Origin of the sequence: Rhizobium ecuadorense (assembly GCF_001187535.1) — a bacterium.
GTDB lineage: Bacteria > Pseudomonadota > Alphaproteobacteria > Rhizobiales > Rhizobiaceae > Rhizobium > Rhizobium ecuadorense.
The window spans coordinates 17,868-40,966 of the sequence record NZ_LFIO01001579.1 but is presented as its reverse complement, the minus strand read 5'-3'; the positions used below and the strand labels follow the sequence as shown (position 1 = coordinate 40,966).

Below are 23,099 nucleotides of genomic sequence, written 5' to 3'. Positions count from 1 at the left end.
GCCTCAGAGCTGACCGGAGAAGGCGCGGTGCTGGAAGGAGGAGAATACCTCATCCATTCTCAAAGTCATGACCTCGATCGCGCCTAGGCTGCGTTTTATTGATGCTACCCGTTTGGAGAACTGTTGTTGAATTTCGATTGGCGGGACTCTGAATGCAAACGATCGGCAGGCTGGGAGTGGCAGATGTTTCACGGTCGAGCCCGATGAGCCTTGTCTAAACTGCTCCGACAAGAATTTTGATTGAAATGAACGAAGCATGTATTCAGAAGTCATTTTTTTTCGGTCGGGTCGATAAAGCATTAGTCTCTGACCAAGGAAAAAATTACCGGGAACGTCTAGTATGCCGACTTCACCTACTGGGGCCTCGCGAGTCAAAATCACGTCGCCGATTTGCGGCGTGGCTCTCCTGTTCCATTTGGTAAATGTTTCTTCATCAACGTAGCGAACCTCTGAGAGTAAAAGACGTCCATTCTTGACGTTCGTCGTTCGAATCATTTTGAAATCGGTGGAGCGCTCCGCCAGAGGCGCAGTGCGATTGACACAATCAACGATAAGTTCGCAAAAGTTTTCTACCGTTTGCGTTTCCCAGCCCATCGGATTACTCACCACATCGCCGAACATATCCAGAAAGATCGACTGGGTGAGGCTGTCGAGCAGCGCGATGGCCTGGCGGCGCTTCTGGCGCAGCTGATCGGCCTTATCCAGGATCGCAGCAATCCGCCTCTGCTCGGTGAGGGGTGGGAGCGGGATTTCGAATTTGGCAAGCGCTTTAGGGCTAAGCCGAGGAAGATTCGCGCCTTCGGACCGAGATGCTGCGAAGTCGATCATCGAAGGTTGGCGGAGAAAGTGGCCGAGATAATTACGATCAAGATTAGGCCCCGGTAAAATCGGGAGAATGTCGGTGCTGCAGATGCCTTCAAATTCCGGTAGCGCTATTTTTGCCAAATAGGGCCGAAGCTTTCCGTAAAGAATATGTTTTGTTCCGAAGGCGAACTTCGTGCTTTTTAACTCGCCATTTGAAACAGGCTTGATATCGAGCAACCTACCGCCAGACTCGATATGCTCCAGCCCAACGTATGGCGTTTCTCCGTCCAACGACGTTGGATCAATAGCCGTCCGCTCAATCGTCGCAACTTCGTCCAGAGCTACAGATTGCCAGCTCACAGCATCGCCTCCAGCTCTTTCAGGCTCTCGGCAATGTCGTCCTCCAGCATCAGCAATTCCGCAATGATCTCCTTCGGCGGGCGGTGTTCCGTCGCCTCATGCACCACTTCCTTATAGCGATTGAGCGACAGGTCGTAATCGGCCCTGGCGATCTCGTCCCGGTTCACCGTAAAGCTTTGGCCGGTGCGCGGGTTATCGTGCTCGCGCCCATTCCGCTCAGCCCAGCGGGCGACGACATCCGGCAGGTTGTTCTTCGCGTTCTCGCCGTCGCCGAGCTTTTCCTTCGGAACCGGGCCGAACTTTTCCTCCGGCACCAGCAACTGGCGCTTGTCGTCGAGGCTCATGCCGTCGGCCTGCACGTCGTAGAACCAGACGTGATCCGTGCCGCCGGAATTGGTCTTGGTGAAGAAGACGATCGCCGTGGAGACGCCGGCATAGGGCCTAAACACGCCCGACGGCAGCTTGACGATGGCATCGAGCTTGTGGTCGTCGACCAGCATCTTGCGGATCGCCTTGTGGGCCGTCGACGAGCCGAACAGTACGCCATCCGGCACGATCACCGCCGCGCGGCCACCGGGCTTCAGAAGCTTCAGGAACAGTGCCATGAACAGAAGCTCGGTCTTCTTCGTCTTGACGATGGCAAGCAGGTCGTTGGCGGTCGTCTCGTAATCCAGCGAGCCGGCAAAGGGCGGGTTGGCAAGGATCAGCGAATATTTGTCGGCATCGTCGCCATGATTGGAGGAGAGCGAATCCCGGTAGCGGATATCGGCGCCCTCGACGCCATGCAACTGCATGTTCATCGAGCCGATGCGCAGCATGGTCTGGTCGAAATCGTAGCCGTGGAACATCGTGTTGTGGAAATGCTTATTCATCGACGTATCCATGAACAGCTTGCTGTGGTGCTCGCGCAGATATTCGCCGGCCGCGACCAGGAAGCCGCAGGTGCCGCTCGCCGGATCGCAGATCACGTCCTGCGGCGTCGGTTTCGTGAGTTCGACCATCAGCTTGATGATATGGCGCGGCGTGCGGAACTGGCCGTTCTGGCCGGCCGAGGCGATTTTGCCGAGCATATATTCGTAGAGATCGCCCTTGGTATCGCGGTCTTCCAGCGGAATTTCCGCCAGCATGTCGACCACCTTGGCGAGCAGACCGGGCGTCGGGATGGTGAAGCGCGCGCCCTTCATATGTTCGGAATGCGCGGTGCCGGCCTCAGCCATCTCTCGCAAGAAGGGGAAGACGAATTCCGACACCAGCAGGAACATGCGCGCCGGATCTTCATTTTTAAGCAGCGACCAGCGCAGCTCCTGATAGTTGACATCCTTGCCGTCCCGATCCTGCCGATAGACGCCTTCGGGAAAGATCACCCGCTCGATTGGCCGGCCAAGCATGTTGGCCTTGTTCTCCTCGCGCGTCTGGATGTCGTCCAGACCGCGCATGAAGAGCAGATAAGTAATCTGCTCGATTACTTCGAGCGGATTGGCAATGCCGCCCGCCCAGAAGGCATTCCAGACCTGATCGATCTTCGCGCGAATTTCACCTGTGAGCATGCGTATTCCTTCACCAAATCAGTGAGGGAGACATTACCCGGGAGATTATGAGGCGCAAGCACCGAGGTCGGTCTGATGGTCGGTATATTCACAGTTGCATGGCCGCTGACGGCGTTGGCCCGGCGGATGATCTACGCGGAACGTACCAGTCTTGCGCCTTAGGGAGGCTCCACAAACGGCAGAACCGCAGTCGATCCCGCAAGCTTCTCCGCCAGCGCAGCCCGAAACCCGACCTCACCCACCTCCGCAGCCATCGAATGGTCATGCCCTACATCGAAATCATAAGGGCGTGATATGACCAGGAAGGATTGATGCGCTTGTTAAATTTCCTGCGGGGGATCTAGGATGAGGCGAACGCATATCTAAGAAATGGGAGGGGCAATGGATATCTCAGAAGAACAGGCCCGGCGGTCTGCAATGACTTCGCGTCTGGTTGATACAGGATGGGCGGAAGAGCTAAACACGGCACTCCAGCTCGAAGCTCGTAACCTCAGAGTCATATCTCCGTTTCTCAAGCAGAAGGCCATCAGGCGCGTCTTGTCGCATGCCGCTCAGTCGGTGCGGGTAATAACACGCTTCAATCTTGCAGACTTCGCGGAAGGAGTAAGCGACACCGCAGCGATTAGAAGCTTGCTAATCGGTGGTGCAAAGGTGCGCGGGATTCGGAATCTTCACGCCAAGGTGTATGTCTTCGGTTCTAGGCGCACAATCGTGACATCTGCCAACTTGACGGAGGCCGCGCTGACCAGAAACCATGAGTTCGGTCTCGTTTCCGACGATGCAGAAGTAATTTCCGCATCTACTCGTTATTTCGATGCACTCTGGGCGCGCGCCGGAACAGATTTAACGGCAAGGCAGCTGGATGAATGGGAGCAAACGGTCACGATGCACCTCGCCAGCGGAGGACCGCGCTTTCGCCTCGAGACGTTACCGGATTACGGCACCGATGCTACAGGGGTTCTTTACTCCGGCGCACCGCCAGTTCCAGTTCCGGTACCCCAGGCTGAGCAAGCGTTCGTGAAGTTTCTCGGCGAGGGCAGCAATAGGGTTCCTCTGTCCTTTTCGACGCGAGATGAAATCGACAGTGCTCTTTGTCATTGGGCGCTTGCATATCCGGCCACTAAGAGACCCCAAGCAGTCAAGGAAGGCGCGGTGATGTTCATAGGCCGGCTGACCTATGATCCAACAGACATCAGGATATTTGGCCGCGCCACGGGGATGCGACACCTGCCTGGACGTGACGATGCCTCGGCAGATGAAATCGCGCAACGGCCATGGAAGAAGACATGGTCACGATACATTCGAGTCCATCATGCTGAATTCGTCGCGGGAACGATGGAGAATGGAATCTCCCTCAATGAATTGATGGGCGCCCTCGGCCCCGATGCATTTACCTCGACACAGCGAAATCAAGCTCGGGGTGAGGGGAATACGAACCCGTACAACGCCTATCGACAACAGGCAGCAGTTGAACTCTCGCCCCAAGGGCAGCTTTGGCTGAGCGAGCGGCTACAGAGGGCTTTGGAGGTGCACGGCATGGTCCCACAGGAGGATCTGAACAAGCTTGGATGGCCGAAGATCCATAAAAACTTGATCGCTACGTCGGCATAGTCTACCGGGTTGTGCGACTGCTCAAATAACTCTGTGAGGGCGGGCCGGTTGCTCAAGCGCCGGCGTCGCTCCTCCGCCTCAGCCGTGCCGTTCAAAGAGACGAACACCTGTGAGGTCAACCAACTTCTCCACCATCGCATCCTGAAACCCAACATCACCAACCTCCGCCGCCGCCTCCCGCCGCTGCCGATGATACCAATACCCGCCGCTGACCCTGGCCGCAGCATCATCGCTCGTCGCCAGCCACGTCTGCGTGAGATGCCCCATCTCCAGATCATCCGGCGCCCCGGCACCGCCCATCTTGGTCGGCACCCAGCCGGGATCCACCGCGTTGCTCAGAACATCTGGCCAGTGGCGGGCGAGGGCGGCGGCGAGGGTGGCGATGTAGAGCTTGCTTTCCGAATAGGCCTGGCTGGCGTTCCATGGCCGCCGCTGCCAGTCGATATCGTCGAGGCTGCTGGCGCCGCTACGGTGCATGCCGCTCGTGAGATAGATCAGGCGGTGGGGCCGCGTGATCCAGGCGGTGAGGAGGTAGGGGGCGAGCAGGTTGACCGCCAGCGTCTTGGCGTGACCATCCGGCGTTTCGCCGCGGCTGCGTTCGAGGTAGATGCCGGCATTGTGGATGACGGCGTCCATGCGGCCGATGGCGTTGACCTGGTCGGCGATGGAGCGCGTCTCGGCGGCGCTGGCGAGATCGCCGATGACGAGGCCGAGGGCGGCGGTTGACGTGTCTGCGATGGCGGCGGCGCGCTCGCGGGAGCGGGCGTGGAGGACGACGTCGTGGCCTTGGCTGATGAGGGTGCGGGCGGCTGCTAGGCCGAGGCCATCGGTGGAACCGGTGATGAAGATGCGGCTCATGGGGGTTCCTTTCGCGTGCGGCGTGGATGAGCCTAGAGTGCTTGGCTGTGGGTCCTCGGGTCAAGCCCGAGGACGACGGAGAGTGGGGAGAGGGGATTGGCTGGAGGCGGAGGGTAGTGTGACTCTATTAGTATGTGGGGGCGGTTTTGCCTGTGGTTTTGCCCCTCACCCTAACCCTCTCCCCGTAAAAACGGGGCGAGGGGACGTGCCATGCGAGACGTTGGCGAGGGACCGAGAGGTTGCGGCATATCCCCTTCTCCCCGCGTGCGGGGAGAAGGTGGCGGCAGCCGGATGAGGGGCATTTTCGCGGTGATTTCAGCGGCTTGACGCCGGTTCCCGTCGTCGTCATCGGCGAGGGGCGTGGATCCTCGGGTCAAGCCCGAGGATGACGGAGAGTGGGGTGGGCTCAGCGAAAACGGCAGCGTCGTCAGCCTGCGCTACTCCCCCTCAACGCGATCCTCATTCTCCCTCCCGCCGCCGCTCCGCTCCGGCCGCAATCGTCTGCACCAGCTCGTCCACCTCCCTTGCCAGCCGCTCCAGCGGCAATCCCACGAACCGGCCTTCGAGGCTGATGCTGACGACCCCGTGCACGGCGCCGAAGAGGGTGCGGGCGCGGATGGCGCGGTCTTCGGAGGGCATGTCGGGCTGCAGTTCGGCGAGCGGTTCGGCGATCACGTCCATCAGGAAGAGGTGTTCGTCGAGGTGCCATTGCGGCGTCGGGCTGGTTTCGGGGGGGAAGTGGTCGAACAGTGCCTTCCAGAGGTTGCGGTGCTCGACGGCGAAGGCGAGGTAGCCCTGGGCGAGGTTGCGCAGGCGGTCGGTCGGGCTTTTGTCGCGGGCTTCGGGCAGCGTCAGCCTGGCTTCCAACGCCTTCAGCGTCGACGAGTTGACGTGGATGACCAGTTCGGCGAGGTCGGTGAAGACGGTGTAGAGGCCGCCGAGCGCGCAGCCGGCGTCCTGGGTGATGTCGCGAGCGCGCAGATTGGTCAGCCCGTCGCGGGCGATGCGCTCGCGCGCTGCCTCGATCAGCCGGGCTTTCAAATCCTCGCGTTTTTCTTCTCGTCTGCCGGCCATTCACCATTCCACTTCGATTTTTTGAACGACGTTCAAAATTTATCTTGAACGTCGTTCATGATTCTGCCATAACAGCACTCGTGAACAACGTTCATAAACCGGAGGAAAGAAATGTTCAAATTGATTTCCACATTGCTGCGGGGCAGGGCGCATGATGCCGAGCAGGCCTTTGCCGATCGCCACGCCGTGCCACTGCTTTCCCAGCAGATCCGCGATGCCGCCCAGGCGATCCAGTCGGCGCGCCGCAGCGTCGCCGTCGCCATCGCCCAGAACGAGCAGGAGCGGGCGCAGCATCAGACGATCGTCGGCCGCATTGCCGATCTGGAGAGCCGCGCCATCGCGGCGCTCAGCAAGGGCAATGACGGGCTGGCGCGGGAAGCGGCCGAGGCGATCGCCTTTCTCGAAGCCGAGCGCGATGCATCGGAAAAGGCGCAAGCGCAGTTCACCACTGCGATTGCCAAGCTGAAGGGCATTGTCCGGGCCGCCGAGGCGCGGCTGCAGGAGCTGCAGCGCGGCGAGCGGCTGGCCCGCGCCACCGAGCAAGCGCAGAAGCTCGATGTCGTCGTCGCCGGCCCTGGTCTCGCCACCCTCGATGAGGCCGAGGAGACCTTGGCGCGGCTGCGTCTGCGCCAAAGCCAGAACGAGCTGACGGCGGCGGCGCTGAAGGACATGGAGAGCACGACCCGGCCTGCCGGCATCATCGAGAAGCTTGCCAATGCCGGCTGCGGCGCGCCGCTTACCTCGTCTGCCGATGACGTGCTGGCCCGGCTGAAGAGCCGCATCACGCCGGGCGCCTGATCTCATCCAACCATTCACCCCTCAAAATTGAAGGATCACTGCAATGAACGACAGTTTCCAGAAACACTCCGCCAGCTGGGTCAGCTTCTCCTACATCTCCTTCGGCTCCGCCGCCTTCATGCTGGCGCTCGGCCTTTACATGATGCCGCTCGATCTCTGGGGCAAAGGCTATCTCGCCATGGGCATCCTGATGCTGGTGCAGACCACGGTGAACATCACCAAGACGCTGCGCGACAACGCCGAATCCGAGAAACTGATCCGCAAGGTCGAGGATGCCCGCACGGAAAAACTGCTCGTCAAGTTCAATCGTAGCGATGAAGATTGATCTTCCTTAACCACAGCGCAGAGTTGTTGCCGCATTCAACCAATGGGTAACAACTCTGTGGCCTTCTCAGCCTGCCGAAAGAGGGACCCACGCCGTGCAACACAATCTGATGACGTCTAGGAAATTCGCGCCGCTGTTCTGGACTCAGTTCCTCACGGCCTTCAACGACAATTTTCTGAAGAACACGCTGGTGTTCCTCATTCTCTTCAAGATGTCGGCGAACGAGGGCGCCGCTCTGGTGACGCTCGCCGGCGTCATCCTCATCGTGCCCTTTCTGCTGCTCTCGGCGCTCGGCGGCGAGCTGGCCGACAAGCATGACAAGGCGAAGGTGGCCGAACTGCTGAAACGATGCGAGATCGGCATTGCCGCCCTTGCCGTCGTCGGCCTCGGCTTCTCCTCCATCTTCGTGCTGATGGCGGCCCTCTTCGGCTTCGGCGTCATCTCGGCGCTGTTCGGGCCGATCAAATACGGCATCCTGCCCGATCACCTCGAACGCCGCGACCTGCCGAAGGCCAATGCCTGGATCGAGGGCGGCACCTTCATCGCCATCCTTGCCGGCACGATCATCGCCGCGCTGGCTTTCTCAAGCGGCGACAATGTGCTGCTCTTCGGCTCGATGATGATGGGGCTGTCGCTGCTCTGCTGGCTGGCGAGCCGGATGATCCCGGCGACCGGCTCGAAGGCGCCGGATCTGCAGATCGACCGCAATGTCATCCGCTCCAGCTACACGCTCGTCATGGAAATCCGCGCCGACAAGCGGCTGTGGCGTTCGGCGCTGATGAACTGCTGGTTCTGGCTGGTCGGCGCCTTCGTGCTGTCGATCCTGCCGACCATGGTGACCGAGCTGCTCGGCGGCTCCGAGCTCGTCGTGCCGGCCTATCTCACCGTCTTCGCCATTGCCGTCGCCGTCGGTTCGGGCATTGCCGCCTGGATGTCGTCGGGCCGCATCGTGCTGCTGCCGGCCCCGGTGGGAACGGCGCTGCTCGGCCTCTTCAGCCTTGATCTCGCCTGGAACCTCTGGGGCCTGGCCTCGACCGCCCATGCGACGACGATCCTCGCTTTCTTCGCCGGTGAAAATACCATCCGCGTCGCCATCGATCTCGCCGGCATGGCGATCGCGGGCGCCTTCATCGCCGTTCCCACTTTCGCCGCCCTGCAGACCTGGGCCCATGAGGATCGGCGCGCCCGCGTCATCGGCGCCGCCAATGTGCTCTCGGCGCTGTTCATCACCGTCGGCCTCGGCCTCGTCGCCGTCATCCAGGCGCTCGGCGCCTCCATCCCTCAGATCCTGATCGGCCTCGGCATCCTCAATTTCGCGGTCGCCTGGTTGATGCTGAAGACGCTGCCGACCAATGCCTTCCGCGATTTCATCTCGATCCTGTTCCGCGCCTTCATGCGCCTCGAGGTCGAGGGGCTGGAAAATATCAAGAAGGCCGGCCGGGCGCCGATCATTGCGCTGAACCATGTCAGCCTGCTCGATGGCGCGCTCGCGCTCGCCATCACCGAGGAGGAGCCGACCTTCGCCGTCGATTACAAGATCGCCCAGGCCTGGTGGGTGCGGCCCTTCCTGAAAATGTGCAAGTTCCTGCCTCTTGACCCCACAAAGCCGATGGCGACGCGCTCGCTGATCAAGGTGGTGCAGGACGGCAGCCCGATCGGCATCTTTCCCGAAGGCCGGCTGACGGTGACGGGAACGCTGATGAAGGTCTATGACGGTGCGGCCATGGTCGCCGACAAGACCGGCTCGATGGTCGTGCCGGTCAAGATCGACGGGCTGGAGAAGAGCTATCTCTCCTATCTCGATAACGGCAAGATCCGCCGCCGGCTGTTCCCCAAGGTCAAGGTCACCATTCTCGAGCCGGTGAAGCTGGAAGTGCCGGCCGAGCTGAAGGGCCGCAAGCGCCGCACGGCGGCCGGTGCCGCCCTCTATCAGGTGATGTCGAACCTGCTGTTTGAGACCGCCGATACCTCGTCGACCGTTCTCGGACGCGTCATTCAGGCAGCCCAGGAATTCGGCATGAAGAAACTCGCCGTCGAGGATCCGGTCACCGGCAGCCTCACCTATGGCAAGCTGTTGACCGGCGCGGCCGTGCTCGGCGCAAAATTCCGCGCGCGCTTCCCGGAGGCAAACATCGGCGTCATGCTGCCGAATGCCAATGGCGCCGCCGCCACCATTCTCGGCGTGATGAGCGCCGGCAAGGTGCCGGCCATGCTGAATTTCACCGCAGGGGCCGCCAATATCCTCTCCGCCTGCAAGGCCGCCGAGATCAAGCACGTGCTGACCTCGCGCGCCTTCGTCGCCCAGGCCAAGCTCGGCCCCGTCGTCGAGGAACTGGAAAAGCAGGTGACGATCGTCTGGCTCGATGATCTGAGAGCCGAGATCGGCGCGCTGGACAAGATCCGCGGACTGCTGCGCAAGGGCCGGCCGCTGGTCAAACGCCAGCCCGATGATCCGGCCGTCATCCTCTTCACCTCGGGGTCGGAGGGCACGCCGAAGGGCGTGGTGCTCTCCCACCGCAACATCCTGTCGAACGCCGCCCAGGCCGCCGCCCGCATCGATTTCCACAGCGGCGACAAGGTGTTCAACATCTTACCCGTTTTCCATTCCTTCGGGCTGACCGCGGGCACCGTGCTGCCGCTAATTTCAGGCGTGCCGGTCTATTTCTATCCGTCGCCGCTGCATTATCGCATCGTGCCGGAGCTGATCTATGTCTCCAACGCCACGATCATCTTCGGCACCGATACCTTCCTCAACGGTTATGCCAGGACCGCGCATCCCTATGACTTCCGCTCGATCCGCTATATCTTCTCCGGCGCCGAGCCGGTGAAGGCCTCGACCCGCCACACCTATATGGAAAAATTCGGCCTGCGCATCCTGGAAGGCTACGGCGTCACCGAGACGGCGCCGGTCATTTCCATCAACACGCCGATGTACAACCGCTCCGGCACGGTCGGCAAAATCCTGCCTGGTATGGAGTGGAAGCTCGAACCGGTGCCCGGCATCGACGAGGGCGGCCGGCTGCATGTGCGCGGCGCCAATGTCATGGCCGGTTATCTCCGTGCCGAAAAGCCCGGCGTGCTCGAGCCGCTCGCCGATGGCTGGCACGACACCGGCGACATCGTCACCATCGACGAGGACGGCTTCGTCAAGATCCGCGGCCGCGCCAAGCGCTTCGCCAAGATCGGCGGCGAAATGATCTCGCTCGCCGCCGTCGAAACACTCGCCGCCGAGCTCTGGCCGGGCGCGCTCTCCGTCGTCTCGTCGCTCCCCGACGCCAAGAAGGGCGAACGCCTGGTGCTCTTGACCGAAGCCGAAACCGCCACCCGCGCCGAATTCCTTGCCTTCGCCAAGTCGAAGGGCGCCATGGACATGATGGTGCCGGCCGAGGTCACCATCGGCAAGGTGCCGGTGCTCGGCTCCGGCAAGGTCGATTTCGTCGCGGCGCGCAAGCTGGCGGAGGGTGCGATGCAGACAGGGGAGGCGGCGTAGGCGGGCGCGGAACTCTCGCCGTCCAGTTGGCGCCAATTGAACGACCGGGTTGATGGTCGACACTTTGGACCGGGATGATACCTGACAGTTTTCATTCTGTCGTGTGTGCTGCTTCGGGCCTCATCGGCCTGGGCGGGCGCGGCGGAGCGAAGCGACGGAAGCGGCCGTCCAGGCCGATGAGGCCGATGTCGCGGTTGCAGAAGCGCACGACGTGATCGCCGTTTTCCAGCTCGCTCAGTCCGACGAGTTCGCCGGCAAGGGCTTCGCTGACGAACAGCCGGCCTCCCTTCCATTTGATCTCGCCGCTGTCACGTACACGGCGCACCTGGTGGTCGGCATCATACCAGGGATCGTCGAGACGCTCAGGCATCGCGCGCGGCTGGCAGGGCCGATAGAGGTCGGCGGGCGGGCGTTGGCCCAGCGCTTCATGCGGGCGCTCCTCGTTGTAGTGCTGGCGGAAGGCATCGAAACGGACCTGCTGCTGGCCGGCATTGTCGGCCGGCGGTTTGGATGTCTGGGCCTTCAGAGTGCGATGCATGCGTTCGTGCCTGCCGTTCTCCTGGGGCGATGCCGGCGTGATGAAGTGCGCCTCGATGCCGAGCTTGATCCACCAGGTCGACAATCGGGTCAGGCCGCCGGCTCCATGGCTGCCGAAGGGCGAACCATTGTCACAGCGGATCGCAAACGGCAGGCCATGGGTGCGGAAGGCCTCTTCGAACACCGGCCGCACGCCCTCGATGGTCTGCGGAGCAATGCGCACATCGATCAGAAACCGGCTGTAGCTGTCGCTGATCGTCAGCGGATCGATGCGCTGCTGGTCGCGCGTGCGGAACCAGCCCTTGAAGTCCACGCTCCATTCATCATTGGCTTGTCTTGCCTCGCTGAACGGGCGACCCTGATCCAGGGCCCTGCGCCGCCGCCTGGAAGTCTCCACAAGACCTGCCCGTTTGAGGATGTCGCCGATCGTCGAGGCCGCCGGCCAAGATGTCTGCGCCGACTGGCGCCGCAACAATGCCAAAAGCTTGCGCGGCCCCATATGCGGAAACCGCTGACGCAGCGCAATCACCTGATCGACAAGGGCTGCCGGCGTGCGATGTGGGCACGAAACCGTACCGTGCGAGCGGTCGACAAACCAGTCTTCCGCACCGCTCATCTGCCGCTTGCGCCAAGCGTAAAATGTCTCCCGGCTCACACCGTAACGACGGCAAAGATCACTCACACTCCAATGCCCCGAAACATAGTCCGACAGCATCCGAACACGTTCTTCCATGCGACAAGTCTCCACAAATGGCATCGGAAGCCCTCCCTCCGATGCACTATGACTTGTCAACCATCAACCCGGTTCATTCTGTCAGGGATCTGCCCGGGCTGTACCAATGGCTGCCCCTCACCCTAACCCTCTCCCCGTTCTGACGGGGAGAGGGGACGTGCCCTACGCGACGTTGGTGAGAGACCGAGAGGTTGCGGCTTGCCCCCTTCGCCCCGCGTGCGGGGAGAAGGTGCCGGCAGGCGGATGAGGGGCAGGCTTCGCCGATCTCCTGGGCGAAGCCGCGGCCTCAACCAGCGCAACAATTTCATCCCGCCGACGCCGGCTTCAGCACCTTCAGCCTGAGACCGACAACCAGCGGCACGGTGAGCGCATAGACGGCGACGACCGATAGCCAGATGGCGCCCGGCCATTGCTGCCGGAAGAGGAAATAGAGGCTGGAAAAGCCAAGCGGCGCGATGATCGAGGCGAGGCTGACCGCCGAGGCCAGCACGCCCTGGAACTGGCCCTGGCTGTTTTCGTCGACCTGCCGGGTCGCCAGCGACTGCAGCGCCGGCACGCCGATGCCGCCGAGGGTGAAGACCGGCATGATCGCGAAGATCATCCAGCCCTGGGTGGCAAAGGCCATGACGGTGAGCGCGAGTGAGACGCCGGCAACACCCAAGAGGATCGCCGCGCGTTCGCCGAGGCGCCGGACGGCCGGCCCCGGCAGCAAGGCCTGGGCAAACGTCTGGCAGATGCCGAAGGCGCCCAGCGAAAGGCCGATCGATAGCCCGTTCCAGTGGAAGGCGTCGCTGCCCCACAGCGCCCAGCAGGTGCCGTAGGCCTCGCCGGTGGCGCTGAAGATGAAGAACAGGGTGACGATCGGCAGCAGGCTTTTGACCTCCAGCACGGAGCGCAGCGGTTTCAGCGGATTGAGCGCTGCGAGATCGATCGTCTCGCGGCTGCCCGGGCGCGATTCCGGCAGGACGAAGACGGCGAGCAGCAGGTTGGCGCCATTGAGGGCGGCGGCGGCGATGAACGGCAGCCGCAGCCAGTAATCGCCGAGCACGCCGCCGAGAACCGGGCCGATGATGAAGCCGAGGCCGAACATGGCGTTGAACAGGCCGAAGCGGCGGGCGCGTTTCTCTTCCGGCGAAATGTCGGTGATATAGGCGGTGGCGACGGACATATTGGCGCTGGTCAGGCCGGCAATCGCTCGGCCGATGAAGAGCAGCGCAAGATTGGGCGCGAAGGCGAGGAAGAGATAGTTGACGGCGGCGCCGCCAAGCGAAATCAGCAGCACGGGCCGGCGGCCGAGCCGATCGCTGAGAGCGCCGAGCATCGGCGCGAAGATGAACTGCATGGCCGCATAGAGCGCCGTCATCGTGCCGATATAGGGCGCGACGTCTGCGGCATGGGTGATATCCTCAAGCAGCGACGGCAGGATTGGGAAAATCAGCCCGATGCCGACGGCATCGAGGACAATGGCGGTGAAGATGACGATAAGGGATCTGGTCATGGGTGCGTTCCGGGTCGACGCGAGCGCGCAGCGCCGACAGAGTGCGCCGAAGGCTCACGATGAGGCCTGATCTCAGTCAGGCACTGGTTTCTGGGAGGTGCTGGCCGAACCATGGCTGATGCGCATGGCTGGCGTGTGCTCGACCGCCTGGACGACCCATTCGTCCACCTGTTTACTCCGCCACTGAGCGGATCAAGGGAGGCAATCGCTTTTCGCGACTGAAAAGACATACGCCGAATGGTTGCGTGCGGCAAGTCTGTTTTTGTGCGGGGGGGGCAGACTGATGTCAGGAAATGAAACCCGAAGTTGCCCCTCACCCTAACCCTCTCCCCGTAAAAACGGGGAGAGGGAACGTGCCATGCGAGACACTGGAGAGGGACGGAAAGGTCGCGGGATAACCCCTTCTCCCCGTAAAACGGGGAGAAGGTGGCGGCAGCCGGATGAGGGGCGGGCGGCCCGGCACACCCTCTCTCCAGCCTCATCCTGAGGTGCGTAGCCCAGAGGGCGAAGCCTCGAAGGACGGGGCTGGCCACCGCAGCCACCCGCCCTCGTCCTTCGAGGCCCCTCGCGGGGCGCCTCAGGATGAGGGCTAATCGTTGTGCGTGTCGCTTGGGGATCGCGCCAACAAGACCGCAGCACCCCCAATGGCGCGTTTCGCCTGCCGTTCGGCGCATATGAGGTTGTCTCGCCGGAACAGTCGCTTCACCATGAAGGGAACTTCAGCTCCGGACAGAGACAGGCAGGCTATGACAGATATCGCGCAGATGCAGGAACAGCGATTGAACGCCCTTCGACAGACCGCGTCGGGCGCGCCGAAACTGCCGTCCAACCCGTTTTTCGGCGTCGGGCCGATCACCGATGCGACGACCGATGAGGTGGATAGCCGCCTGCGGCGCATCGCCTTCGACGCCTGGATCGAAAAGACCTATCGCAAGTTCGACGACCGCGGCAACGATATCGGCGGCTTCACCACGGCCGAGATCTCCCGCAGTATGCATCGCGGCTATCCGGCCGACAAGATCCTGACCGACATGATGCGGGCGATCCATCGCTATTTCGGTTTTCCCAAGACGAACCGCATGGCGGTCGGGCTCGGCGGCGGCCATAGCGGTTTCACCGTCTGCATCCAGCACCTGATGAATGCCAACGATGCCGCCCAGCGCGTCTATGTCGATACGCCGCGGCCGGAGAGCGATCCGTCGAAGGCCGCCGGCTTCTTCCGCCAGTCCTGGGCGACGCAGCTGATCGAGATGCAGCGCTTCGCCGAAAAGGGCTGCGAGAGCCGCATCCATTTCGCCGCCTCCGAGGGCGTGATCCCGACGGCGGCCGAACTGTCCAGCCTCGGCGTTTCGATCTTCGTCGGCGTCGGCCACGAGACAACCGGCGCCAATGCCTATACCAGCGCCGAGATCCGCGAACTGTTGAGCTGGCTCGACGGCGACCCGGCCAACCGCCATGCGGTGTTCGACGCCACCTCGATGCTCGGCGCCATGCCGTGGGAGCCCGAGCTCGTCAGCGCCGTGATGGCGAAATGCTGCCTGTTCATGCCGTTCCAGAAGGCGATCGGCGGCATCTCCGGCTATTTCGTTGCCTCCTTCACGCCGCATGCGCTGGCGCTGATCGAAAAGAATCAGCAGGATCCGGCCTGGGCGATCCCGCGCCAGCTGAAGATCGCCCCGCCGATCGATCCGCGGCAGCCGTTTTCGGCCAAGCGCTCCGTCGATGCCGGCCCGTTCTTCGATCCGGCCGAAGACCGCATGCTCGGCGGCGTCATCAACACCTACAGCGCGCTCGCCTTTGCCGAGACCACCTTCGGCCTGCTGCAGTCGGAAGCCCGGGTCGGCACCATCGTCGAGCTCAACCGCCGCTCCGCCGCCAATCGCGCCGTGATCGACGAATGGGTCAAGTCGCATCCGCTGCTGTCGCTGACCGTCACCGATGCCGAGCGCCGCGGCGCGGCCGTGACGCTGCTGAAGGTCGAGGACGACGGCATCACCGATGCCGGCATCCACGCCCGCATCATCGCCCGTTCCAAGCAACTGCTCGGCTATGAGGGCATCACCCATCCGAACGGCGACTACGAGCCCGGCCTCGATGCCGCCCGCTACGTCAATGCCTTCCCCGGCACCCCCGGCGATTACCGCGCCTGGGTCGGCGGCATCCGCGAACCGGACGATGTCGTGGCGCTGCTGGAAAATCTGCAATATGCCTATCTCAGAGCCAAGATCGTCGTTCTCGAAGAGGAGCTGGCGAAGCACGGCGTGACCTTCGAGGCGCCCGCCAAGGCCGATGGCGCCGTGCGCAAGGACGATCCGAACCGCGCCTATACGGTGCTGATCGCCGATCTCGTCGGCTTGCGCTTCGGCGCCGGCGGCGAGCCAGATTACAGCGAGGTCAAGGCCTATATCGAGGAAAAGGGCGGCAGCTTCCATCTTGGCCCGGCCGGTGATCGCGCCGGCCTCGAAAAGGGCCGCATTCATTTCTTCTATCAGCCGAACCTCAGCACCGAGGCGGAGATCCTGCCGCAGACCGACAAGGGCCAGTATGACGCGCTGATCGCGGCGGCGACCTTCATCCCGAAGGCCTCGGTCTTCCCGCTCGGCGGCGTGCGCATCGGCGCCGGCACCGGCAATATGGGCTCGGCCTCCTGGGGCGGCGGCAACGGCGAGGGCGGCGAAGCGGCGCTGATGAATACGCCGGGCATCAACAGCCGGGCGACCGCCCAGATGGCTGTGAAGGCGATCCTGAAGGTCGTGCCCGACCTGCCGGTCGATAGATTGCACCGGATGGTCGCCGGCGGCGATTTCGATACCGGCCGCCAGCTGAAGGATTTTCCGACGGCGAAACTCGAGGGCCGCAAGCTTGCCGTTCTCGGCTACGGCAATATCGGCCGCGAAGTCGCCAAGCTCGCCAAGGCCTTCGGCATGAAGGTGGCGATCTATGCCCGCGAGCATCACAAGCGCTGGATCGAGGCTGAAGGCTTCGACTATGCCGCAAGCCCTGTGGAAGCGGCAAGCGGCGCCGACGTGCTCTCCGTCCATATCGGCCTCGGCCGGCTGGATGCCACGACCGCCACCTATTCCAATGCCGGCACCGTCGATGCCAAGGTGCTCGGCGCCATGAAGGACGGCGCGGTGCTGGTCAATTACGACCGCGGCGAAGTCGTCGATCCCTATGCCCTCGATGCAGCGCTTGCCTCCGGCAAGATCGCCCATGCGGCGATCGACGCCGACCTCTTCAGGGATGCCGCAACCGGCACGCTCAGCGGTCCGATGCTGCCCTACCTGCCGCTCGAAGCGCGCCACAAGGGCAAGCTGGAACTGCTGCCGCACGCTGCCGCCGACACCGACCACCCCTCGCGGGTGACCGGCGCCAGGCAGGCGGTCGACCAGATCTTCGACGTCATCCGCTTCAAGTCGGTCGTCAATCTCAAGGGCGACCTGCCGGAAGGTTACCTCTCCGGCGGCAGCCGCACGCCGGCCGGCATCGGCAAGGTGACGAAGCAGGTCGTCGCCGAGGCCGGCCGCAAGGCAGAGATTCTGGAAGAACTGCGCCAGGCCTCGGAAAAGATCGCCGCCATCACCGGCGCACTGGCGGCCGTTTCCGACGAGGAGCATCGCCAGCGGATTGTCGAGCGTTACACCGGTCTGTTGGTCGAAAGCGCCGGTCGGCAGCGCGCGCTGCTCGACCAGCTCGGCCTTTACGGCCCGGCGGAAGGGTGAGGCTATCGACGGCACGGCGAGTGGCGATGGTTTCTAGTCGCTGACGCCCTGCCGTGCAGCCCCCTCATCCGACCCTTCGGGCCACCGCCCGGGGGCGAAACCTGTGGCTCGCCCCCGGGCGGTGGCCCGAAGGGTCGGATGAGGGGGCCACACGGCACAACCTAACATCATCATTCGTTCCGTGACTCCGTGCCCGAGGCCGTTCGCCTGCATCCGTGCGGATGCTTTGAGGCTGAACTTGTGGAGCCCAAAACAAAACAGGCTGCACATCGGCCGCCTGTTTCGGTGTGTTCGGGTCGCCCGTTACTTGTCTTCCGGCGCCAGGAACTCGGCGCAATAAGACGGGCCGTTGACGCCGGGAATGTCGGCGACCGTGCGGATGTCGCGGATCGTGTAATCCGAACTGGTGGTGATTTCGGCCTGGCAGCGCAGATAGGCGGTGCGGGCCGACGCGATCTGCTTGCCGCGCTTGCCGTCGGCGCCTTCGGCATATTTTGCCGGAATGCGCACGGTCTTATAGCCGCCGCGCCAGGTATAGACGGTGGTGGCGCCTTGCTCGCTGTCGCTGATCGGCGGCCCGTAGGCGGCAAAGAAGATGCCGGCCGATTTGCCGACCCAGCGGGCCTCGATCGGATTGCCGGCGGAAGGTATGGTGGTGCATCCGGCAAGCCCAATTGCAAGCCCGGCCGCGGTGATGGTGCGGAGTTTCATCGTGTCGTCCCTGATCTCAAGCGCAGTGGCTGCGAATCGGCTGTTTACGCGCGGTTTCGCCTGTCCCGTCGAGCCCTTTAGCGCGGAACCCGGCAAAAGAAAATTGCCCCTGTGGCACTTCCAGACGATTTGCTCCGGGTGTGTCTTTTTGCAGCAGCACCCGCTCGCCACGCCCTGTCATCAACCCGTCAAAAATTCCACCGGATTTTTGGAATTTGGTGCTTGTGCAACCAGATAGGCTGTTCTATAGAAGCGCCGCTGGTCACGGAGTGTAGCGCAGTCTGGTAGCGCACCACGTTCGGGACGTGGGGGTCGAGTGTTCGAATCACTCCACTCCGACCAGCTAGAAACCCCGCTCCGGCGGGGTTTTTCGTTTCCGCTGATATCAGCAAAAAATCCCCAGCATGTTCCCCAACCCGTGAGGGAGGAACGTGCGGCACTGTGCTTCGATCTCAGCCGCCGACTGTGATCTCGCCATCCGCAACACGTTTCACAAAAATCTTCAAACCTTCATGCCTCAGTTTCTTCCAGCCGCCGTCGGACACCATTGATTTCGCCAGATTGGCAAACCCTGTGGTGAGGTAGGGAACCTGCGATGCCGGTCGTTTGCCGAGCGCTTGAATCAAGCAGTCAGTTCTTGGCGGGGACGAGAAGGTGTTTCCTGAACGTTGCATGCCGATCTCCAAATGATCTGTGCCGTCTGGAAATCTGATCGTCCCATAGCCGCATTTGGCGGCTGCATTCACTTCGGCCTTGGAGAGATTGTCCTGCAGGAGAAATGACAGCTGGCTGAAACTGTTGTCCGTGTAGTCGAACTGACCCAGAATAATGAAGTCCAGCTCGTTCTGCCCCTTCTTGGCACCTTTGATCTTGCCGAAGAAGTTGGAATTCACCTTGGTGTCCTTGCCAGTCTTCATGGCAAGCATTTCGCCCAGCTTGATATAGGTCCTCGGTTTTGACGAAACGTTTTCGACGCCAGCCGCGGCGTTGCCTGAAGGCAGACTTGCGGTCTCCGGCTTGGCATAGGCGTCAGCGAAGGCCTGCAGCGTCGTGAGGTTGAGCGCCTCGGGAAGCGAACCGCTGTCGAACTTGCGGCAGGAAAGCGCGGCTTGCCGTGTTGTCTTGTCAGGCTTGCCCTCGACATTTCCCGGCTTGCAGCCCAAATGAGCCAGTTGCTGCTGCAGCCTCTTGAGCAAACCTGCTTGTTCGGCCGAATAGTCGCTGACACCGCGGGTCACGCTGACATTGCGGACATCGATGTGGATACCCTCCGGCTGCACCACGTCAAACTGAGACGTATGATTGTCATAGGTCTTCCAGTCATGCCCCCAACCCATCATCACCGGGCCGAGAATGAAGTTGAATGATTTCGGGTCGCGGTTCGATTGCGGCTCGCACTCGTTCGATTCCCAGCAATGCGGGGCCTGGTTGGTCGCTTCGCCTTCGGCGGCGTAGATCACCTTGTTGTCGCAGCTGGCCGTAACCCATCCGCCCTCATCGTTTGCCCATCGGATTTTCAGCGAGAATGTCGCCCATTTGCCGAAATCCTCCGGTTTTTGGCATTGGCGGGCGAGAAAGTTCACGCCGTTGCGCGTGTCGGCTTTCAGCATGTAGATGAAATTGTGGACTGCCGGTCCTTCCCAGGAGGCGAAACGCAAATGGCTGTCCCAGCCATCGGGATAAAAGCCGTTGGCGGAGTTGTTGTGCCAGCCTTTGTAGGCAAAAGTCGGATCGAGCCGGAAATCAAACTTGTATTCGACGCTTTCGCCAACCTTCATGTCTCGCGTATAGCGGATCGTTGAGCGGACGTTGCCATTGCGGCAATCATTTTCACCGCGTCCATCTCCATAGTCGACATTGGAACATTGACGGTCGAATATCTGAAAGCGGGTCACGCCGTCCTTGACCTCCGGTCTGACCGATCCGTTGAATTTGTGGCGTTCAAAACCTTTGGGAAGCGGATCGGCAATGGCTACTGCGTGAGGCACGAAAACACTAAGCGCGCCAACCGCCAGAACTATATGATTTTTCAGCATAGTTCTTTCTCCCGCTTCAGACTCCAACCATATCACGATCTCATTTGGGATGTAGGGTTTAGATCAGCTTCAGATCGGTCCCTTGCGGAGAAGGGCTCGCCAGCTCGCTCTTCTCTTCCGTTATAATTTTTCTGCAGGAAAGTTATAACGACGCGGTTGAACACCAGCGCGCTGCATCGGCGCGCCCGAATCAGCTTTATGCGCCGTGCTTTCGAATCAACCGGAACGAGTCCCAAAGTGATTCGTTGAGTCGCGTTCCGTGTGAGATACTGCGCCATGAGCAAGCGACGAAGCTTCAAACCGGTGAAGATCACCATCAATGGCAAGGTGAGGACGGTCTATAATGTCGTCCAGGCCGGCAACGCTTTGCTGAATGACTGGCCCGACCAGACGCCGGCGGCCAAGGTTGCCGAGCGGCTTGTGCTTGATGTGTTCAACGATGCCGCCGAGCCCGAGCAGGTGCGCCGGGCCTTCATTACCGCGGCCAAGGCGAGCGATATCAAATATAGTTCCTGATCGGCGGTGCTGGGCAAAGCCTGGGCTTACTTCCATGACACCTGCTCCTGATTGGCGAGGTCCTCGCTCTTGAACCGCGTCTCCATCCAGGCGGCCGTGACGATCGCCGCGAGGAAGCCGAAGGCGAGGCAGGTGATGGCCTGCTTGCGCCAGGAGATGAAGCTTACCGGCGCCGGGGTGAGGGGCTTTTCCGCGCAATCACCCGGCCGGCAGGCGCAGCCGGAAAAGGCCTTGACGATGCAATCGGCAGACATTTCCGCTCCCCTCAGGCGTAAAGCTGATCATGATCGGTCATGCCCATAATCTGCCGGGCATAGCGGTAATGTTCCTCGACGGAGGCGCGGGCGCCGCGCAGCCAGGAGGGGCCGCGCACCGAATGTTCGGGACGGTGGAGGAAGGCAAAGCCGAGGGCGCCCATGCGCTGGGCCTCGATCGCCATATAGGCGCTGCAGTCTCCCATCCCCAGCGCGCCATTCCAGCGGGCGTCGCGCCTGCTTTCCACGGTTTCGATATTGCGGATGTGCTGCATCACCCCGTCCTCTCACGCGCCGCTGATCGGCTTGCGAGACTAAGGTATATATAATACCTCATTGCGTCAACCATCTAGGGTATTAAAAATACCTTACAGATTGACGAGGTACGAATCATAGGCGTATGTCTGTCGCCAGTGATTGGGCGACCGGGTGCAACTCCCGAGCTGACGAAGCCCAGCGGCGCGGGAAGCGAAAGTCCTTAAGTGCGCTGTCAGAAAATCAGGACGAGGGCGAAGCGAATGGCCCCTCTGGCACGTGTCCCATCCCGGCTCCGGCCTTCAGGACCTGGCCAATGCTCTCCCGGCTTCATGGGCTTTGCTCATGGGGTAGGGGGAAGCTTTGGCCGGAACCCTCCCTCACCAGCCTTCAGGAGCGAAGACAGAGAGATAGAAAACAAGGTTCTCTTGGAGTCTGATGCTGCGAGAAAAAACGGGAGGGCGTAACGAGATCGGAATCGCCGCCGCGGTGATCGAGCCCGGACCTTGGGGTCGCCGAATTTTCGATTCGTGTGTGAGGGCTGCCGAAGGATATTCCCCTCGGTAATGGCGTGCGGGTGGTGTCCGGAGTTTCGCAATGTCTCGTTTCAGAGGAGGGGCGTCCCGATCGCCCTCGGTGATCCCGATCGCCCTCGGTGATCCCGATCGCCCTCGGTGATCCCGATCGCTCTCGGTGATCCCGATCGACGGATGGGGAGGTCGGAGCGAGATCCTACAGGCCGTATATCTCGCGCGCGGCGCTGAAGGCCAGGAGAAGCATCGTTGATGTGGCGATGTAAAACCAGATTCTACCGGCGCGAGAGGAAGGGCGGATCGTCTTGGTTTCCTTGATAAATATGGATTATCCGCAACAAGCATCTCATCCCTACATCTCGATGATCGATCGGCGGACGCGGCCGACGATGGTGACGGCGCCCTGGAATTCCGGCGGCGGCACATCCTCGTAGGAGGCGGGCTGGAAGGGCGGGTTGTCGTTCGGGCGATAGCGCTTGTAGGTGGCGGCCCCCGTCTCGTCGGCGACGACATAAAGTGCGTTCGGCGCCAGGCGCTTGTCGCGCAGGTTGACGAAGATGATCGAGCCCGGCGGCGAGATCTTGTTCATCGAATTGCCTTCGACCTCCAGCGCAATCCATTCGCCATCGGGCAGATCGAGGGCGGCCACGGTCGGGAATTCGGAAAAGTCGGTGATCGGCGCCTGCTCGCTCAGTTGGCCGGCGCTGACCCAGGAGATCTTCGGCACGTCGGCGACGGAAGCCGGCAGCTCATCCGGATCGAGCGCGTTGCCGGTTCCGAACTGCAGCCAGTTGAGATTGACCTTGAAGGCGCGGGCGTACTTCTTCGCATCGGCGATGCCGAAGCCGTTGCGGCCGGACTCATGCGCCTTGTAGACATTCGCATTCCAGCCGAACCGATCGACGATCGCTTTCGGCCCGGCAAAGCCGGCGTTCTTTCTGGCCATGACCAGCCGCTTTGCGCGTTCTTCGCGCTCAAATTGTTCCTGATCTTTCAACATGATATAAAAAATACCCCATTTCAGGGTATATGTCATGCTTTTTTCTGCTTGACGTACGGGGTATTAAATGTACCCTATACGCATGACAAACAGCCAAAACATCAGCGCCTCCACAGAGGCAGCAGTCGGCCCATTCCAGCGCGAAAGCTGCCGCTACACCGGCTGCCCGAACTGCGGCAAGGCACTGTCGATCGCCGAGGTGATCGAGCGCCATTGCGAAAATTGCGGCCGGCAGACCAGCCCGAAAGAGATGCGGCCGATCGCTGATCCCGGCGCGTCGCCGCTCGCCAATCCCGACAGCCTCACCCCTCCCTGACGGCTCTCGGTGGCCGGCGTCGTCGCCCTCCCTCGGCGACGCCGGCAGCTATCCCCCGGGCGGCCCCGGCAGACGACTGGAGCGCCGCCGATGAATTCACATGAAGCACCTAGGCAGCGCC

General features: G+C 61.9%; 18 protein-coding genes and 1 tRNA gene. 8 read left to right on the top strand and 11 right to left on the bottom strand.

From position 1 onward, the window contains the following. Nucleotides 1-3: 3 nt before the first annotated feature. Together AF337_RS32505 and AF337_RS32500 are read right to left on the bottom strand one after the other, a co-directional pair. On the bottom strand, nt 4-1,164 hold the full coding sequence (locus AF337_RS32505) for a restriction endonuclease subunit S (protein ID WP_049735336.1): 1,161 nt from the start codon (nt 1,162-1,164) through the stop codon (nt 4-6). Further along, nucleotides 1,161-2,711, bottom strand: coding sequence for a type I restriction-modification system subunit M (locus AF337_RS32500; protein WP_049735335.1), 1,551 nt, complete (start codon nt 2,709-2,711; stop codon nt 1,161-1,163). Before AF337_RS32500 ends, AF337_RS32505 begins: the two co-directional genes overlap by 4 nt. Nucleotides 2,712-3,092: 381 nt before the next feature. Here AF337_RS32500 and AF337_RS32495 point away from each other — a divergent pair, with 381 nt between their 5' ends. Then, on the top strand, nt 3,093-4,322 hold the full coding sequence (locus AF337_RS32495) for a phospholipase D family protein (protein WP_049735334.1): 1,230 nt from the start codon (nt 3,093-3,095) through the stop codon (nt 4,320-4,322). 78 nt (nt 4,323-4,400) lie between these two features. Here AF337_RS32495 and AF337_RS32490 read toward each other — a convergent pair whose 3' ends face one another. After that, nucleotides 4,401-5,180 carry an SDR family NAD(P)-dependent oxidoreductase gene (locus AF337_RS32490; RefSeq protein ID WP_049735333.1) on the bottom strand — a complete coding sequence of 260 codons (780 nt, stop codon included), beginning with the start codon at nt 5,178-5,180 and terminating at the stop codon, nt 4,401-4,403. A 459-nt stretch (nt 5,181-5,639) separates the two neighbouring features. After that, nucleotides 5,640-6,254, bottom strand: a complete 615-nt coding sequence (locus AF337_RS32485) for a TetR/AcrR family transcriptional regulator (RefSeq protein WP_049735332.1) — start codon at nt 6,252-6,254, stop codon at nt 5,640-5,642. A gap of 111 nt (nt 6,255-6,365) precedes the next feature. Here AF337_RS32485 and AF337_RS32480 point away from each other — a divergent pair, with 111 nt between their 5' ends. From AF337_RS32480 to AF337_RS32470, 3 genes are all read left to right on the top strand, one after another. Next, nucleotides 6,366-7,052 carry a PspA/IM30 family protein gene (locus AF337_RS32480; RefSeq protein ID WP_049735331.1) on the top strand — a complete coding sequence of 229 codons (687 nt, stop codon included), beginning with the start codon at nt 6,366-6,368 and terminating at the stop codon, nt 7,050-7,052. A 43-nt stretch (nt 7,053-7,095) separates the two neighbouring features. Continuing rightward, nucleotides 7,096-7,377 carry a YiaA/YiaB family inner membrane protein gene (locus tag AF337_RS32475; protein WP_003569708.1) on the top strand — a complete coding sequence of 94 codons (282 nt, stop codon included), beginning with the start codon at nt 7,096-7,098 and terminating at the stop codon, nt 7,375-7,377. A gap of 94 nt (nt 7,378-7,471) precedes the next feature. Further along, on the top strand, nt 7,472-10,867 hold the full coding sequence (locus tag AF337_RS32470; RefSeq protein ID WP_049735330.1) for an acyl-[ACP]--phospholipid O-acyltransferase: 3,396 nt from the start codon (nt 7,472-7,474) through the stop codon (nt 10,865-10,867). 91 nt (nt 10,868-10,958) lie between these two features. On the opposite strand, the gene AF337_RS32465 is transcribed toward AF337_RS32470, so the two are convergent. Both AF337_RS32465 and AF337_RS32460 read right to left on the bottom strand, forming a co-directional pair. Next, complete coding sequence (locus AF337_RS32465; RefSeq protein WP_049735329.1) at nt 10,959-12,161, bottom strand: integrase core domain-containing protein; 1,203 nt, start codon at nt 12,159-12,161, stop codon at nt 10,959-10,961. A 280-nt stretch (nt 12,162-12,441) separates the two neighbouring features. Further along, nucleotides 12,442-13,635 carry a TCR/Tet family MFS transporter gene (locus tag AF337_RS32460; protein WP_049735328.1) on the bottom strand — a complete coding sequence of 398 codons (1,194 nt, stop codon included), beginning with the start codon at nt 13,633-13,635 and terminating at the stop codon, nt 12,442-12,444. A 746-nt stretch (nt 13,636-14,381) separates the two neighbouring features. Between AF337_RS32460 and AF337_RS32455 the strand changes: the two genes are divergently transcribed. Next, the gene (locus AF337_RS32455) at nt 14,382-17,357 is read left to right on the top strand and encodes an NAD(P)-dependent oxidoreductase (RefSeq protein WP_049735327.1); all 2,976 of its coding nucleotides are present in this window, start codon (nt 14,382-14,384) and stop codon (nt 17,355-17,357) included. 303 nt (nt 17,358-17,660) lie between these two features. Here AF337_RS32455 and AF337_RS32450 read toward each other — a convergent pair whose 3' ends face one another. Beyond that, on the bottom strand, nt 17,661-18,068 hold the full coding sequence (locus AF337_RS32450; RefSeq protein WP_049735326.1) for a hypothetical protein: 408 nt from the start codon (nt 18,066-18,068) through the stop codon (nt 17,661-17,663). Between the two features lie 265 nt (nt 18,069-18,333). On the opposite strand from AF337_RS32450, the gene AF337_RS32445 reads away from it, so the two are divergent. Then, nucleotides 18,334-18,410 (top strand) — tRNA-Pro (locus AF337_RS32445). A 110-nt stretch (nt 18,411-18,520) separates the two neighbouring features. Here AF337_RS32445 and AF337_RS32440 read toward each other — a convergent pair. Continuing rightward, entirely contained in the window at nt 18,521-20,104 is a 1,584-nt protein-coding gene (locus tag AF337_RS32440; RefSeq protein ID WP_049735325.1) for a hypothetical protein, read from the bottom strand. Nucleotides 20,105-20,380: 276 nt separating this feature from the next. Here AF337_RS32440 and AF337_RS32435 point away from each other — a divergent pair, with 276 nt between their 5' ends. Further along, entirely contained in the window at nt 20,381-20,620 is a 240-nt protein-coding gene (locus tag AF337_RS32435; protein ID WP_049735324.1) for a DUF982 domain-containing protein, read from the top strand. 26 nt (nt 20,621-20,646) lie between these two features. Here the strand turns inward: AF337_RS32435 and AF337_RS32430 are convergent, their stop codons facing one another. From AF337_RS32430 to AF337_RS32420, 3 genes are all read right to left on the bottom strand, one after another. Beyond that, nucleotides 20,647-20,874: a hypothetical protein gene (locus tag AF337_RS32430; RefSeq protein WP_049735323.1), complete on the bottom strand. Its 228-nt coding sequence runs from the start codon at nt 20,872-20,874 to the stop codon at nt 20,647-20,649. An 11-nt stretch (nt 20,875-20,885) separates the two neighbouring features. Next, nucleotides 20,886-21,149: a hypothetical protein gene (locus AF337_RS32425; RefSeq protein WP_049735322.1), complete on the bottom strand. Its 264-nt coding sequence runs from the start codon at nt 21,147-21,149 to the stop codon at nt 20,886-20,888. 865 nt (nt 21,150-22,014) lie between these two features. Next, nucleotides 22,015-22,662 carry a S24 family peptidase gene (locus tag AF337_RS32420; RefSeq protein WP_049735360.1) on the bottom strand — a complete coding sequence of 216 codons (648 nt, stop codon included), beginning with the start codon at nt 22,660-22,662 and terminating at the stop codon, nt 22,015-22,017. A gap of 82 nt (nt 22,663-22,744) precedes the next feature. On the opposite strand from AF337_RS32420, the gene AF337_RS32415 reads away from it, so the two are divergent. Continuing rightward, entirely contained in the window at nt 22,745-22,978 is a 234-nt protein-coding gene (locus AF337_RS32415) for a hypothetical protein (protein ID WP_049735321.1), read from the top strand. The last annotated feature ends 121 nt before the right edge of the window (nt 22,979-23,099 follow it).